17 protein-coding genes are annotated in these 14,706 nt (G+C 59.3%); 10 read left to right on the top strand and 7 right to left on the bottom strand.

What is annotated here, in order from left to right; genetic code table 11:
• Window positions 1–622: 622 nt before the first annotated feature.
• A complete protein-coding gene (locus JZX89_RS16440; protein ID WP_174373617.1) occupies window positions 623–1,240 on the bottom strand; it encodes a PilZ domain-containing protein in 618 nt (205 codons plus the stop codon).
• A 184-nt stretch (window positions 1,241–1,424) separates the two neighbouring features.
• The gene (locus JZX89_RS16435) at window positions 1,425–1,982 is read right to left on the bottom strand and encodes a PAS domain-containing protein (protein ID WP_153513959.1); all 558 of its coding nucleotides are present in this window, start codon (window positions 1,980–1,982) and stop codon (window positions 1,425–1,427) included.
• A gap of 356 nt (window positions 1,983–2,338) precedes the next feature.
• Between JZX89_RS16435 and JZX89_RS16430 the strand changes: the two genes are divergently transcribed.
• Together JZX89_RS16430 and JZX89_RS16425 are read left to right on the top strand one after the other, a co-directional pair.
• Entirely contained in the window at window positions 2,339–3,076 is a 738-nt protein-coding gene (locus JZX89_RS16430) for a rhomboid family intramembrane serine protease (RefSeq protein ID WP_149897398.1), read from the top strand.
• A 200-nt stretch (window positions 3,077–3,276) separates the two neighbouring features.
• Window positions 3,277–3,711, top strand: a complete 435-nt coding sequence (locus JZX89_RS16425) for a CBS domain-containing protein (protein ID WP_149897399.1) — start codon at window positions 3,277–3,279, stop codon at window positions 3,709–3,711.
• A gap of 106 nt (window positions 3,712–3,817) precedes the next feature.
• Here the strand turns inward: JZX89_RS16425 and JZX89_RS16420 are convergent, their stop codons facing one another.
• The 3 genes from JZX89_RS16420 to folE form a co-directional block, all read right to left on the bottom strand.
• Window positions 3,818–4,753, bottom strand: coding sequence for a patatin-like phospholipase family protein (locus JZX89_RS16420; protein WP_207134748.1), 936 nt, complete (start codon window positions 4,751–4,753; stop codon window positions 3,818–3,820).
• 94 nt (window positions 4,754–4,847) lie between these two features.
• The gene (hisI, locus tag JZX89_RS16415; protein ID WP_207134747.1) at window positions 4,848–5,300 is read right to left on the bottom strand and encodes a phosphoribosyl-AMP cyclohydrolase; all 453 of its coding nucleotides are present in this window, start codon (window positions 5,298–5,300) and stop codon (window positions 4,848–4,850) included.
• A 127-nt stretch (window positions 5,301–5,427) separates the two neighbouring features.
• Window positions 5,428–6,054, bottom strand: a complete 627-nt coding sequence (gene folE / locus JZX89_RS16410; protein WP_046798300.1) for a GTP cyclohydrolase I FolE — start codon at window positions 6,052–6,054, stop codon at window positions 5,428–5,430.
• A 281-nt stretch (window positions 6,055–6,335) separates the two neighbouring features.
• Here folE and JZX89_RS16405 point away from each other — a divergent pair, with 281 nt between their 5' ends.
• From JZX89_RS16405 to thrS, 4 genes are all read left to right on the top strand, one after another.
• Window positions 6,336–6,782: an iron-sulfur cluster assembly scaffold protein gene (locus tag JZX89_RS16405; protein WP_207134746.1), complete on the top strand. Its 447-nt coding sequence runs from the start codon at window positions 6,336–6,338 to the stop codon at window positions 6,780–6,782.
• A 3-nt stretch (window positions 6,783–6,785) separates the two neighbouring features.
• Window positions 6,786–7,142, top strand: a complete 357-nt coding sequence (gene yidD / locus JZX89_RS16400; RefSeq protein WP_149897403.1) for a membrane protein insertion efficiency factor YidD — start codon at window positions 6,786–6,788, stop codon at window positions 7,140–7,142.
• Window positions 7,139–7,663, top strand: a complete 525-nt coding sequence (locus tag JZX89_RS16395) for a DUF1697 domain-containing protein (protein ID WP_207134745.1) — start codon at window positions 7,139–7,141, stop codon at window positions 7,661–7,663. Before yidD ends, JZX89_RS16395 begins: the two co-directional genes overlap by 4 nt.
• Before the next feature lie 129 nt (window positions 7,664–7,792).
• Window positions 7,793–9,796 carry a threonine--tRNA ligase gene (gene thrS, locus JZX89_RS16390; RefSeq protein WP_149897405.1) on the top strand — a complete coding sequence of 668 codons (2,004 nt, stop codon included), beginning with the start codon at window positions 7,793–7,795 and terminating at the stop codon, window positions 9,794–9,796.
• A gap of 195 nt (window positions 9,797–9,991) precedes the next feature.
• On the opposite strand, the gene JZX89_RS16385 is transcribed toward thrS, so the two are convergent.
• Window positions 9,992–10,984: an RgsD C-terminal domain-containing protein gene (locus JZX89_RS16385; RefSeq protein WP_149897406.1), complete on the bottom strand. Its 993-nt coding sequence runs from the start codon at window positions 10,982–10,984 to the stop codon at window positions 9,992–9,994.
• A 110-nt stretch (window positions 10,985–11,094) separates the two neighbouring features.
• Here JZX89_RS16385 and JZX89_RS16380 point away from each other — a divergent pair, with 110 nt between their 5' ends.
• From JZX89_RS16380 to JZX89_RS16370, 3 genes are all read left to right on the top strand, one after another.
• Window positions 11,095–11,676 carry a nitroreductase family protein gene (locus JZX89_RS16380; protein WP_149897407.1) on the top strand — a complete coding sequence of 194 codons (582 nt, stop codon included), beginning with the start codon at window positions 11,095–11,097 and terminating at the stop codon, window positions 11,674–11,676.
• Window positions 11,676–12,287 (top strand): flavin reductase family protein, encoded by a 612-nt coding sequence (locus JZX89_RS16375; RefSeq protein WP_207134744.1) that lies wholly within the window; start codon window positions 11,676–11,678, stop codon window positions 12,285–12,287. The genes JZX89_RS16380 and JZX89_RS16375 overlap by 1 nt, the downstream gene beginning before the upstream one ends.
• Before the next feature lie 112 nt (window positions 12,288–12,399).
• Window positions 12,400–13,554, top strand: coding sequence for a DUF2336 domain-containing protein (locus JZX89_RS16370; protein ID WP_207134743.1), 1,155 nt, complete (start codon window positions 12,400–12,402; stop codon window positions 13,552–13,554).
• A 3-nt stretch (window positions 13,555–13,557) separates the two neighbouring features.
• Here the strand turns inward: JZX89_RS16370 and JZX89_RS16365 are convergent, their stop codons facing one another.
• Entirely contained in the window at window positions 13,558–13,992 is a 435-nt protein-coding gene (locus JZX89_RS16365; RefSeq protein ID WP_174373622.1) for a hypothetical protein, read from the bottom strand.
• A 105-nt stretch (window positions 13,993–14,097) separates the two neighbouring features.
• Here JZX89_RS16365 and JZX89_RS16360 point away from each other — a divergent pair, with 105 nt between their 5' ends.
• Window positions 14,098–14,553 carry a GNAT family N-acetyltransferase gene (locus JZX89_RS16360; RefSeq protein ID WP_207134742.1) on the top strand — a complete coding sequence of 152 codons (456 nt, stop codon included), beginning with the start codon at window positions 14,098–14,100 and terminating at the stop codon, window positions 14,551–14,553.
• The last annotated feature ends 153 nt before the right edge of the window (window positions 14,554–14,706 follow it).

Below are 14,706 nucleotides of genomic sequence, written 5' to 3'. Positions count from 1 at the left end.
TTATTACAATTTTATGGATCGCGGCCTTAGGTTTTTGGTAGCCATTTATGCCGCTGTATTGAAAGCGATTTTCTGTGCGGGGCGATCTTCACAGCCGCGTGAAGTCTGCAGGAGAGGCCGGGCAGGGGAGCGGATTTCCCGTTTTGGGATGGATGTTTCAGGTTGGGACGCCATGAAAAAGCGGCGAAAAAAACTTCAAAAAAACTGCTTTTTTTTTTCCGGAAAAATGTTTTGGGCGGGCGCTTTGCGTTTCGATCTGCGCCATACCGAGCCGAAATCGATGGGTTTGGTGCGCGACCGCCGCGCATCCGGACGGGTGGAAGTGAAGGCTGGGACGATATCCCGCGTTGAAGTGTTTCAATCTCGCCGTGTCGCCGTTGCATCGGAAGCCCGTCGAAACGGGTTGACGCGACGGAGGAGACTTCTTCGAGATCAAGGGTCTAGTTGGCTGGTTTCTGGCGAAAGGCCGGACGTGGGAAGAAAAGCTGCAACAGATGCCCCATCAATACCGGGCGCGCACCGCCGTCGCACATTCAGTGGGACGGAAGTGGGGCGTCGGGAGGGCATTCCTGAGATTATGGATTTTCTGCTGTTAATGGCTGCGCGGGTGTCGAGGAGGCGCTTAGAGAAATTCGATCAGCGCGTCGGGCGACTGGACGCGGTCGAATTCGACTGCGACGCCTTCCATGAAGTGGCGCACGATCTTGCCGCTCATGTTCTTGCCGAGCTGGACCCGGCTGCCGAGCGGCGGACGGTTTTCAACTTCAATAGCTGCACCGGACAGGGAAAGGTCGATCAGCCGGCAGGAGATGAGCACGCCATCTTCCAGAACCAGATGCGCCTTGGCATTGCGCGGCGTCAGTCGGTCGTGGCGGCGGTCTTCCGGCAGGCCGAGCAGTTGGCGCTTGGCGATCCATGCCAGCTGGGCCGCGAGTTTTTCCCGCTTGCGCTCCGGCGCATTGATGGTGATGACGAAGCCGGAGGCGGTGAGCGACGTTACCGAGCCTTCGATCCGGCCGATGTGCTGGAGATAAGCGATGACGCGGTCACCATTGCGGGCCATGCCCGAGCAGGTGAACTGCGCTCTTTCGGCGGTCATCTCGGTTGCGGTGCAATCATATTCTTCATGGTCGGGCAACATGAGGCGGCCGGAAAAGGACACGACGACGGCGTCGTCGAGGGAGACCTCTTCAACCGGACGCAGGATTTGGGCAGTGTTGACCGAACGAGATGAAAACATGGACAGCGCAATTGTAACGGATGATGATGACAAATCTCTACTCTGCGCGGGTTAACAGACTGTATTACTTGATATCTACAATTCTTACGATCGGCGATATCGTTACAGCTTTGACCTATTTTCAGCAAAGATTCCGGGTTGCCGGGCGCCATCCTTCCTCACATTGAAGGAGGAACGGGGCCCGTCAACAGCTTCCCGCGAATGGTGTGAAAGCCGTAAGCGTGTTTTCCGAATATTGCGTCTGCGCGATATCCATCTGCAGCAGGCGGCTGCTCTTCATCCAAAGGCAATTGATGGGGGTAGCGAATTCGTGACGCGGATGTGCCGGAAGCAAGGCCCCGAGCAGCCGCGGGGCGGCGCCTTCGTCCGTGCGCAGCGGCAGCAGCAGCATCTCGAATGCCAACGGGGCTGCGCCGAAATCATCCTCCGCCTCGACATCAAAGACGACGGGCAATTGATGTTGCAGGATGCCGCGCGCGACGCGGCAGGGGAAAACGGCTTTTGCCGCCGGCCACAGTTCCGAAAACGGGCGGTCGCGCAATTCCCGGCCAAACAGGTCACAGATGCGCGTGCCGGCGAGGCGAAAGAAGGGCGCTTCCTCTCCCTTTTCGGTCAGGATGAAGAGATCACCGAGATGATGTTTCAACCTTGCGGGATCGATGTCTTCGCGACGGGGTGCGGGCCTGTTGCCGCGCAGCTCGTCCCAATAGTTATATATGTCCAGTCCGGCCATGCTTTTCATAGCACCGTTCTCCATGTTCGCTTTTGGGACATCATGTCCATCCGAACGCCTGTATGAGGAGGTGTAGCGATTTTCGTGCCAGCCGGTTTTGTTAAGGTTAACAAAGGGTTGATATTGCGCGGCGACAAAGGCCGTGGCATCGGTGCGGCCATGTCGGGGACAAGCTCCGGTCAGCATAATTGATGGCAGCGCTCGTGACTTTACCGCGTCGCCGCAAGCCGGACTGCCTTTGGCGGCGGCGCTCGAACCGGCTCTGGTTTTGGCGTCGTTGCCTGAAAGGCAGGACGGCTTTTTTTTCGTCCGGGCTTCCTATATTGCTCGGAAGATAGAAATTTCGACAAGACAGGGATGCGATCATGTCCTACGGGGACGGCGAACAGCCGCCGGTTTCGGAAACGCCGGAGCCGAAAGACGACACGAACAATCCCGTCTTCAACCTGCCGCCGCTTCTCGTCGGCATATTGGCGGCGCTCCTGGTTGCTTATGTGGTTCCTGCCTATCTGCTATCGGAGGATGGCAGCAACTGGTTCATCTTCACCTTCGGCTTCATTCCGCTGCGTTATGCCGTGCCTTTCTCCCAGCAGGGTCTGGAATGGCTCTGGACGCCGGTCAGTTATTCTTTCCTGCATGGCGGCATCGAACATATTCTGTTTAACGGATTGTGGTTGATGGCCTTCGGCGCACCGGTTCTGCGCCGGATCGGAACATGGCGCTTCGTGCTGTTATGGTGCATTTCCGCCGCCGTTTCGGCCTTCGGCCATGCGGCGCTGAACTGGGGTGATGTCACGGTGCTGATTGGCGCGTCCGGCGTTGTTTCGGCACTGATGGGAGCAGCCTGCCGTTTTGTTTTCCCCGCCCGTGGTGGCTACAACGCCTCTTTCGGCCATCTGATGCCGCGGCAGGGCATTCTGGAGGCGCTTTCCAACCGCACCGTGCTGATCTTCACGCTGATGTGGCTGTTCGGCAATGTCCTGATCGCAGTCGGGATACCGCTGTTTGGCGATGTCGGTGGTGAAATCGCCTGGGACGCGCATGTTTTCGGGTTTCTGCTGGGCTTCCTGTTCTTCGGCCTGTTTGATCGCCCGCTGCGCTAAAGCGGGCCGAGCAGCGGCCCGCCACGGCTTGTGGCAGCGCATCGAAGCGATCACGCTCCTTGTCGGCCATGGCGCAAATTTGCTTGGGCACGTCCCATCCGGGATTGCATTCACACGGGCCTCAGCGCACCATGGTTCATGATTTGCAACCGCCGGGGGAGACTGCGGCGTGCTGTGATCGCTGAAAAGAGGAGGAAGGCATGGCAACATTCGTAAAAGATCTTCTCGACCGCAAGGGTCGGGACGTTGTGACTGTAGGTCCGGAGGTCAGCATCGGCGAGGCAGCGGGAACGCTGCATGCGCACAAGATCGGTTCGGTCGTCGTGACGGATGCCGATGGTGTCGTTCTCGGCATTTTCACGGAGCGTGATCTGGTGAAGGCCGTGGCAGGTCAGGGCGCCGCTTCTCTCCAGCAGTCCGTTTCGGTGGCCATGACCAAGAACGTCATCCGCTGTCATGGTAATTCCACTACCGACCAACTGATGGAAATCATGACAGGCGGGCGTTTCCGCCACGTTCCGGTCGAGGAAAACGGACGTCTCGCCGGCATCATCTCCATCGGTGACGTGGTGAAGGCGCGGATCGGCGAGATCGAGGCCGAGGCGGAGCATATCAAGGCCTATATCGCCGGCTGAAACCTTGCGCCGGGGGCAGGGCATTTCCAGTAGCGGATTAAGCAGGAGGTGTTCTACGTTTCCGGCGCGGTACAATTGCCTGACAGCCTTATCGGCGGCCTTTATCTCAGCGCCGGAACGCCTGTTGCATGCGCTCCAGTTCGGGAATACGGGCGCGCGTTTCCTGATATCCCCTGTCGATGGCTTCACTGGCGCGATGGAATTCCGACAGGCCGATATCGTTGATGCGTGGATGCAGCATGAGGTCGGGCGGATCGCCGGCGAGGCGCGAGCGTGAAATCCGGTCCTGAATGATGTTGAAGGCCTGCACCATGACGCCCGGCAGGCCGGGACGCGGCGCGCTCTCTACGGGCGGAGCGGAACCTGCATGCGGCGAGGCTGCATGCTTGACCACGGCGGAACGGCCAAAGAGATCGTAATTGAGATTGACGGCAACGACCAGCGCCTGCTCATAGGCCCGGCAGACCGAAACCGGCACGGGGTTGACCAGCGCGCCGTCGATCAAAGTGCGGCCATTGCATTGCACCGGTTCGAAAATTCCCGGCAGCGCATAGGATGAACGAAGCGCGGTGACGAGGTCGCCCTGATGGATCCAGACCTCATGGCCGGTGCGCAGTTCCGTGGCGACGGCGATGAAGGGATGTTCGAGGTTTTCGACGCGCAGGCCTTCCAGATGCTCCTGCATGCGCTTGGTCAGCCGCATGCCGCCAAACAGGCCGCCGCCGCCGATCGTCAGGTCGAGCAGGCCGGCAATGCGGCGCATCGTCAGAGATCGGGCGAATTCTTCCAGTTCATCGAGCTTGCCGGCGAGGTAACAACCGCCCACCAGCGCGCCGATCGACGTGCCGGCAATCATGCCGATCTTCACGCCTGCCTCATCCAGCGCCCGCAGGACGCCGATATGTGCCCAGCCGCGCGCGGCCCCGCCACCAAGCGCCAGCGCGATGCGGCGCGTATCGACGCGCTCGGTGACGATGGGCGGCTCCATGTCTTCGGGGTTTCCAGCCGCGAGCTGATTGCGACGATTTCCCCATCCCAACATGATCGCACTCCCTGCCAGTTCCGTGAGGCTCCGTCCTATCCCCGGAACCTGCTATATTGGTAGCAAATTGGTGCGGCCGATGGAAGCCGGCCGTTTATGTGCCGGAATAGGTGGTCGCCGGATCGAAATGGCGGGTGTCGTCGGTGATTTTGGTCACGGCATTGCCATCAGACATTTCCACGGTGCGATAAAAGCAGGATCGGCGCCCAGTGTGGCAGGTCGCATCATGGCCGGCGACGGAGACCTTCAACCATACGGCGTCCTGATCACAATCGGTGCGGAATTCCTTCACCGTCTGCAGGTTGCCGGATGTTTCGCCCTTTTTCCAGATCTTGTCACGCGAGCGGCTGTAATAGTGGGCGATGCCCGTTTCCAGCGTCAGCGACAGGGCTTCGGTATTCATATGGGCGACCATCAGCAATTCACCGTCGCGAGCGTCGGTTACCACGGCGGTGACGAGGCCGTGGGCATCGAATTTCGGCGAAAAAAGGCCCGCGTTTTCGAGCGCTTCCTTATCCGCAGGCGCGGATGGAAAGGGAATGGACATGATAACCCCGGAAACTGAACTGGCGGAATGATCAGAGCGGCGAAAGAACGGAATCGATTCCGCCGCTCCAGGTCTTAATCTGATCACCGGATTTTCCGAAAAACGCGCTGGCGATTCGGTCCGATGCCTAGCGGTTCCGCACCATGGTCATGAAGCGGACCTGCTCGGCCGGGTCGTTCTTGAACGTACCGGTGAAGCTGGTGGTCAGCGTTGTCGACCCCTGCTTGTTTACGCCGCGCATGGACATGCACATATGTTCGGCGTCGATCATGACGGCCACGCCGCGCGGCTTCAGCGTTTCCTCGATGGATCTGGCGATCTGCGCGGTCATGTTTTCCTGCGTCTGCAGGCGGCGGCCGAAGATTTCGACGACGCGGGCAATCTTCGACAGGCCAAGCACGCGGCCAGCCGGAAGATAGGCGACGTGCGCCTTGCCGACGATCGGCACCATATGGTGTTCGCAATGGGAGAAGAACGGGATGTCGCGCACCAGCACCACATCATCATAACCGCCGACTTCCTCGAAGGTCGTGCCGAGCACGTCCTGAACATTCAACTCATAACCGGCAAAGAGTTCGCGATAGGCCTTGGCGACACGCTTCGGCGTATCCAGAAGTCCTTCACGGGCAGGATTTTCTCCCGCCCAGCGCAGAAGAACGCGTACTGCTTCTTCCGCTTCCGCCTGGCTTGGGCGGGCCTCGGCCACGTCGGGTTTTGTGCCAGCGCCGGGGAAATTCTTCACGATCGCATCCATTTCGTCTCTCCCGATGCGGGTAAAGGCCGCACCTGAACTCGTTTTTCATCGCGAACTCGTGTTCGCAGTTGCTGCTATCTGGTTGTTTTACAGCATTTTGGCAAGGCCGCCGCTGATAATTCGGTATCGAAGCCGTTAATTTCATCATGGCTTGATGTCCAGAAAGCTCGTTAGCATATAATGAGAATGAAGGGCAGGAAAGCTTCACTGCGACAAACGCTGTGTTTGGAAAATATGACCTGTCCCGTTTTGGGCATTTTGAGCGCGCCGGACACCTGACGATGGATGACATCTATAATAACCGCATTCTGGACTTTGCCGGGAATATTCCGCTGATCGGTGTTCTTGAGGATGCCGATGCCAGCGCCGAAAAACACTCGCGGCTATGCGGCTCGAAACTCAAGGTCTATCTGAAGGTGAAAGACGGCATCGTGGCCGGATTTTCGCACGAGGTTCGTGCCTGTGCGCTTGGTCAGGCCTCGGCCTCCATCATGGCCCATCATGTCATCGGCGCTTCCAGCGGTGAAATCCGCCAGGCGCGGGAAGATATGCTGGCCATGCTGAAACAGGGCGGCGAGGGGCCGACGGGCCGTTTTGAGGATATGCGGGTGCTTTCCCCCGTCCGGGACTTCAAGGCACGCCACACTTCCACCATGCTGACTTTCGAAGCGGTGGTTGATGCGCTCGACCAGATCGAAGGCCGGCCGGTCCTGAATGTTGCGGGTTAGACGATGTGTGGCGAACCGGGCTGCCGGCATCAAGAGACGGCGAGGGCCGGGCAATCCCGTAACTGGGGCGGGACCTTTGCCAAAACGCCGGGCCGGCTTTTGGGTGTCGGTTTCATCAGGCTGTATCAGCTGACGCTTTCCGGTTTCATCGGCAATTCCTGTCGCCATATCCCCACCTGTTCGGAATATGGTTATGAGGCCATCGCCCGTCACGGACTTTGGCCGGGCGGCTGGATGACGCTGTTTCGTGTGGCGCGCTGCGGCCCGGGCGGTACCAGCGGGCTGGACCCGGTGCCGGAGACGCTGGGCGAAAAGAGGCATTGGTGGACGCCGTGGCGTTACTGGAACCTGCCCAGATGAGCGAGTATGTGGCTCTGCTGCACAGCATCGTTCTTGGCGGCGGCAAGCGGCTTGTGATGGCCGATCTGCGGGCAATGGCGGAGGAGCTGGGATTTCAGGACTGCAGGACGCTGGTTGCGACCGGGAATCTGGTTTTTCGTGCCGAGGCTGGGCCGATACCGGAATTCGAAGGCCGTCTTGAGCGCGCCTTCGAAAAGCGGTTCGGCAAACATGTCGATATACTTGTTCGGGCGGGCAGCGACTGGCTGAAACTGGCGTCGGATAATCCGTTTCCGCACGGCAATTCTCCTGACGTCTGCATTCGGGTGATGCGGCAGCCACTTGGCGAAGAGGTTCTCGGATTACTGGAGAAATATCGTCAGCAGGAAAAGATTGCCGTGGTCGGTGGCGAGCTTTGGATCGATTTTCAGGGCAAGCCGAGCGAGAGCCGGTTGCTGTCAGTCCTGACCACGAAAAGGCTTGGCATAGGCACGACCCGCAACGCCAATACGGTCAACGGGCTGGCGAAAATGCTCGGGTGAAACGCCGTTCACCTTTGACTGGAATGGCAAAAGCATTTATCAGCCTGCCTGCCCAATATTATCATTCGGGCGATTATTATTCCAACACCACCCGCATTCGTTGGCGGGACTGGACAGGAGAATTCGACAATGTCTGAAGCTGTTTCCCTTACATTTCCCGATGGTTCCGTGCGCAGCTACCCCGCCGGTACGACTGGCCGTGAAGTCGCCGAATCCATCTCCAAATCGCTTGCCAAGAAGGCTGTCGCCATTGCGCTTGATGGCACCGTGCGCGATTTGTCCGAGACCATCACCGATGGCAAAATCGAGATCGTCACGCGTGAAGACGGGCGTGCGCTGGAGCTTATCCGCCACGATGCCGCGCACGTCATGGCTGAAGCCGTGCAGGAACTGTGGCCCGGTACGCAGGTAACGATCGGCCCGGTGATCGAAAACGGTTTTTATTACGACTTCGCCAAGAACGAGCCTTTCACGCCGGAAGATCTGCCGAAGATCGAAAAGCGGATGAAGGAAATCATTCAGCGCAACAAGCCGTTTACCCGCGAGGTCTGGTCGCGCGAGAAGGCGAAGGAAGTCTTTGCCGCCAAGGGCGAGAACTACAAGGTCGAGCTGGTCGATGCCATTCCGGCAGGTCAGGACCTGAAGATCTATTATCAGGGCGACTGGTTCGATCTTTGCCGTGGCCCGCATATGGCCTCCACGGGGCAGATCGGCACGGCCTTCAAGCTGATGAAGGTGGCTGGCGCTTACTGGCGTGGTGACAGCAACAATGCGATGCTGACGCGCATCTACGGCACCGCCTGGGCGACACAGGAAGAGCTGGACAATTATCTGCATGTTCTGGCTGAAGCTGAAAAGCGCGACCACCGCCGCCTCGGACGCGAAATGGACCTGTTCCATTTCCAGGAAGAGGGTCCGGGCGTCGTGTTCTGGCACGGCAAGGGCTGGCGCATGTTCCAGACGCTGACGGCCTATATGCGCCGGCGTCTTGCCAACACCTATCAGGAAGTCAACGCGCCGCAGATTCTGGACAAGTCGCTGTGGGAAACCTCCGGTCACTGGGGCTGGTATCAGGAAAACATGTTCGCGGTGAAATCCGCCCATGCCTTTACCCATCCCGATGACGAAGAGGCTGACCAGCGTGTGTTTGCGCTCAAGCCGATGAACTGCCCCGGTCACGTCCAGATCTTCAAGCATGGCTTGAAGTCTTACCGAGAAATGCCGGTTCGCCTTGCGGAATTTGGCAATGTCCATCGTTATGAGCCATCGGGTGCGCTGCATGGTCTGATGCGTGTTCGCGGCTTTACGCAGGATGATGCGCATGTCTTCTGCACGGAAGAGCAGATGGCGGCGGAATGCCTGCGCATCAACGACCTCATCCTCTCCGTCTACGAGGATTTCGGTTTCAGTGAAGTCGTCGTCAAGCTGTCCACGCGCCCGGAAAAGCGCGTCGGTTCCGACGATCTCTGGGATCGCGCCGAAAGCGTGATGCTGGAGGTTCTGAAGACCATCGAGGAGCAGTCCGAAGGCCGCATCAAGACCGGCATCCTGCCGGGCGAAGGCGCTTTCTACGGGCCGAAGTTCGAATATACGCTGAAGGATGCCATTGGTCGTGAATGGCAGTGCGGCACGACGCAGGTGGACTTCAACCTGCCGGAACGCTTCGGCGCCTTCTATATCGACCAGAATTCCGAAAAGACGCAGCCGGTGATGATTCACCGCGCCATTTGCGGCTCGATGGAGCGCTTCCTCGGTATCCTGATCGAGAACTTCGCCGGTCATATGCCGCTGTGGTTCGCACCGCTGCAGGTCGTTGTCGCCACCATCACTTCGGATGCAGACGATTACGGCCGCGAAGTGGCCGAAGCGCTGCGCGAGGCGGGCATGGTGGTGGAGACCGATTTCCGCAACGAGAAGATCAACTACAAGGTCCGCGAACATTCGGTGACGAAGGTTCCGGTCATCATCGTCTGCGGCCGCAAGGAAGCGGAAGAGCGCACCGTCAACATCCGTCGCCTCGGTTCGCAGAACCAGACGCCGATGTCGCTGGAAGATGCGATTACCAGCCTCGTGGACGAGGCGACGCCGCCGGATGTGAAGCGCAAGCTTGCGGCGAAGAAGCAGGTTGCCTGATGAAGATGACGGCCCCTTCGGGGGCCGTTTTCGTTTGTGGGTGAGGGGCGCTAAAAGCTATCTGCACGTCATCCTCGGGCTTGACCCGAGGATCCATTCTCACCGCCGAACTGTGGATCCTCGGGTCAAGCCCGAGGATGACGCGGAGTGTGATGGGATTTCAAAGGCACTTCGTCTCTGAACAGGCAGCGAAACCTACTCAAAATCCCCGGTCATATCTTCCGGCGCCTGATCCTTCATCAGCACTTCCACATCGGAATCCCGACCGGACGTAACCTTGAAATTGCGCTGGAAGACCTTGTCCTTGTTGCGGGCGATGGCGGTATATTCGCCTTCCGCCAGGACCATGGTCGAAAAAGCGCTGACGCTTTCATTCACCACGTCGCCGCCGCCGTTCAGCACCGACCAGGCCGTATCGGCGATCGCCTCGCCGCCCTCGTCGGAGACAAGCTTGAGGGTGATCTGCGCTGCCTGATGCTGAAGCGTTGCTTCGGTGAGTTTGCCGGCTTCCACCTGGATATCGGCGCGCACGACGGCATTGACGTTGCCGTATTCGGAAACCACGTGATAGGTGCCGGCATTGAGGCGAACGACGGTATTGGGCTTGATGTCGGCCATCACGAGGCCGCGCTCACCGTCCGGGCGGGCATCGGAGGAGTAGACGGAAAATTTCAGCTGGCCGCCGGAAATCTGCTTGTCGGACCCTGCGACCGCATTCAGCACGAAACCGCCGGCATCGAGAATAAGCACCTGCTTCTGGACGTTGCCTGATGTCGGAATATTGAGTTTCTTGGTGACGCCGGCGCGGCCGAAGGCGACGTTGACGAAATATTCGCCGGGCACCAGATGGAATTCCGCCGAGCCGCCTTCCGAGCTTGCCAGCATCGGCAATTTGCCATCGGCACCCGGAATGGGGCTGAAGACGCGCCAGGACAGGCCTTCCTTCACCGCTTCGCCGCCGCTCGTCAGTTTGGCTTCCATGGCGATATCGCGGGCGGTGCTTTCCGGGGCATTGGGTGCTGTCGGGGCGGTGAAAGCATTGAGCTTCGGCATTTTCGGCGTGCCGCCCAGCTGCTTGAAGTCTTTAAAGGCGTCCTGCGAAAAAGCGGCTTGTGATAAAACGCCGAGCGCGGCGCATGCAATGGCCAGACGTGTCGCGAATTTGGCCGCGAATTTGATTGCCGACATTTTCGATACCGATTGACTTCTAGAATTTCCCGGATCACTTCAAAACCAATGCCATGGCTATTTCAAGGCCCATAATTTCGCGATGACAGCAGAATGGAAGATTTTTGATCATGACCAGCGATATCAAGCTCCTCGACTACCTCAAGGTTCGCCGCTCCACGCCCGCTTTGCAGCTTGCCGAGCCGGGGCCTTCGAAGACGCAGATCGAGGAAATCCTGCGGCTTGCCGTGCGCGTGCCTGACCATGGCAAACTCGCCCCCTGGCGTTTCGTGGTTTATCGCGGTGAAGATCGTGTGCGTCTCGGGGAGGCCGCGCTCAGGATCGCGCTTGAGAAAAACCCGGAACTGGATCTGCAGCAGCAGGATGCCGAGCGCACCCGCTTTACCCGCGCGCCAGTCGTCATTGCCGTCGTCAGCACCGCCAAGCCGCATTTCAAGATCCCGGAGTGGGAACAGGTGATGTCGGCCGGTGCGGTCTGCCTCAATGTCATCTTCGCCGCCAATGCAAGCGGATATGCCGCGAACTGGCTGACGGAATGGCTTGCCTTCGATACGGCCTTTCTGGCGGAAATCGGTGTAAGCGCCGAAGAGAAGGTGGCGGGTTATATCCATATCGGCTCGACGACATTCCCGCCGGTGGAGCGGCCGCGTCCGGAGCTTGCCGATATCGTCACCTGGGTCGGGGACGTCTGATGTTCTACACCACCGACACCAACCGGCATGGCCTGCCGCATGATCCGTTCAAGGCCATCGTCGCACCGCGGCCAATCGGCTGGATCGGCTCGAAGGGCAGGGAGGGCGTGCTGAACCTCTCGCCCTATTCGTTCTTCAACGCGATTTCGGACCGGCCGAAGCTTGTGATGTTTTCCTCCAGCGGCCGGAAGGACAGCCTGCGCAATGTCGAGGAGACCGGTGTTTTCACCGCCAACCTCGTCAGTCGCCATTTGATCGACCGGATGAATGCCTCTTCCGCGCCGGTTGCTTACGATGTCGATGAATTCGCCCTTGCCGGGCTAACAGCCGTTAACGGCCGGGTGGTGGATGCGCCTTATGTGGGCGAGGCGCTGGCGGCGCTGGAATGCCGCGTGACCCAGATTCAGCAGCTGAACGATATAGACGGAAAGCCATCGGAGTCGTGGATGGTGATCGGTCAGGTCATGGCGATCCATATTGATGATGCGATCATTCGCGATGGCCGCATCGATATGGGGCTTGCGCGCCCCGTGGCGCGCATGGGTTATATGGATTACTGCGATGGCGGCAGCGATGTATTCCAGCTGCAGCGTCCCTCTACTGCGCCGTAAATATATTCCTTCGCCGGCAAGGGTTAAATTTTATGGTGAACCAAACGTAAACCATTTGCGCCTAGAGTTTTATACATGGTGGCGGCGATGATGCCGTCATCCATTGTTGCGAATGTGTTTCGAGGCTCAGGTGATCGTACAGGCATTTCTTCGCTGGTCTGAAAAGGCTGGATCGACCGAGCGGGCGAAGGCCGCCAATGCTCTCGGCCGTGCCTATCTGCATTCCGACATGGCGCGGGAAAACCGCGATGCTGCCTATATGGCAATGACCTATCTGCTCGACGACCCGTCGCCGCGAGTGCGGCTGGCACTTGCCGAGGCGCTGGCGGATGCTACCGATGCGCCGCGTGCCATTCTCGTTTCACTTGCCGAAGACCAGCCGGAAATCGCCTGCACGGTGATTGCCCGTTCGCCTGTTCTCACCGAAGCCGATCTGGTCGACCTTGCCGGGCGCGGCGAGAGCCTGACGCGTGCCCTCATTGCCGCAAGGCCGGGTTTGCCGCGCGGGGTCTGCGCTGCACTTGCCGAGGTCGGCGACCTCTCGGAAACCATCATTCTTCTCGAGAATGACGACGCCTTCATCACGCCGTTCTCGCTGCGGCGCATTGCCGAGCGCCATGGCTGCGACGCCGATATTCGCGATCTCTTGCTTTGCCGTGAGGCGCTGCCCGCTGATGCGCGGCACCTGTTGATGGCGCGTGTCAGCGAAGCTCTGGCGGGTTCGGCGCTGGTTCATGCGCTCATCGCAGGCAACCGCGCCGACAGTATTTTCCGCGAGGCGGAGGATTCCGCCACCATCCTCATCGCAGCAGCTGTTGCGTCGCCCGAATTGCCGGCGCTGGTGGAACATCTGCGCCAGAGGCTGGAATTGACCCCGGCGCTGCTCATCCATGCCGTCTGCTCGGGCCGGCTGGAATTCTTCACGGCGGCCATGGTCAATCTCTCCGGTCTCGAAGACCGCAAGGTGCGCGCCATCCTGGCAACAGGGCGGCCGCACGCGCTGAAGGCCCTGTTCCAGTCGATCGGTCTTTTCGGCGACGTCGTTGACGTCTTCATCGAGGCGACGCTGATGTGGCGGCGTGCCGCCCGCTCGCAGCTTTCCGAGGCGGCAGCCTCCGTCTCCGCCGAGTTGCTGGCGCATTTCCGCAACGTCAACGGTTCCGAAACGTTGTTCGAACTGCTGCATGCCGTGCGCAAGCTGGCGATTGCGGAAGAACGGCAGAAGGCCAGGTATTATGCCGAGGCGCTGACGGTTGAGGCTGCCTGAGTTTTATTTCTCCAGGCGTTTGGCAATCCACGAATAGCTGTTTTCGACCACTCTGACCGGCGTGCCCAGCAGATGCTTTATGCCTTCGGTAGAAGGCAGGATGCGGCTGACGCGGCTGATTGCCCGCTTGGTGAGGCTCTCTTCTTCCTTTGGCGTCACCTGTTCCATCGCCTGTTGCGTTCCTGCGGGTGCCGCAGCGGCAGGCGGCTGTGCGCCGGGAGCGTTACCCGCCGTCTGCGGCGTTTGCTCGTCCGGTGTCTGGCAGACGGCCACCACGACCGGATAAGAGGCATTGGCGTAACGTTCCAGCTCCTTTTCCGACACGGCGTCGCAAAGCTCGATGCTGGTCCAGCGCTGCTGCGAGGTGGCAAGGTAATGGCAGTCGGTGGCGCTGTCGTCGCAGCCAAGGAAGGTCATGAGAACGAGGGCTGTTTTCATGGGTGTGTTGCCTCTGTCGGGAAATCTGTTCTAGAAACTCATCTATCCGGATTGCAGTGACATTACGACGAAATACGCATTTTTTGAGAGAAAGCAGGCATCGCATTGGCCATCGAAATCAAACTTGAAACACCCCGGCAGGAAGCGGTTCTGCGCCTCATTGATCTTTCCAATGCTTACATGGCGTCACTTTATCCCGCCGAGAGCAACCATCTGGTCGATATCGGCCTGCTGGAAAAGGACAATGTCTCGTTTTTTGTGGCGCGCCATGAGGGGCGTGTCGTTGGATGCGGCGCGCTGGTGGAAGCGGGCGACGGTACGGCGGAAATCAAGCGCATGTTCGTTGATCCCGACGCGCGGGGATTGCGGATCGGCAAGCTGATCATGGATACGCTTGTTGCGCGCGGCATCGAACTTGGCCTTACCGCCATCCGGCTCGAAACCGGCATCAGCCAGCCGGAAGCGATCGGTCTTTACCGCAAGGCGGGGTTTGTGGAGATCGAGGCCTTTGCGCCCTACAGGCCGGATCCGCTCAGCATGTTCATGGAAAAGGCGCTTTAGGGGCCGGGCGCAGATTCGAATGGTTCGGGGATGAGGAGGCGTTGGCAGCAGCATCAGCCCCGCGTCACCCCGGACCAGATTCGGGGTCTGTTGCGATCAAGCCCTGATCGCGAAGACACGTTGTGCACGGCGCAGACGCGCCGTAGCTTGGAT

The organism is Agrobacterium burrii (assembly GCF_017313405.1).
Taxonomy (GTDB): Bacteria; Pseudomonadota; Alphaproteobacteria; order Rhizobiales; family Rhizobiaceae; genus Agrobacterium; species Agrobacterium burrii.
Note: the sequence above shows the minus strand (reverse complement) of the source record. Positions and strands in the feature narration are given on the sequence as shown.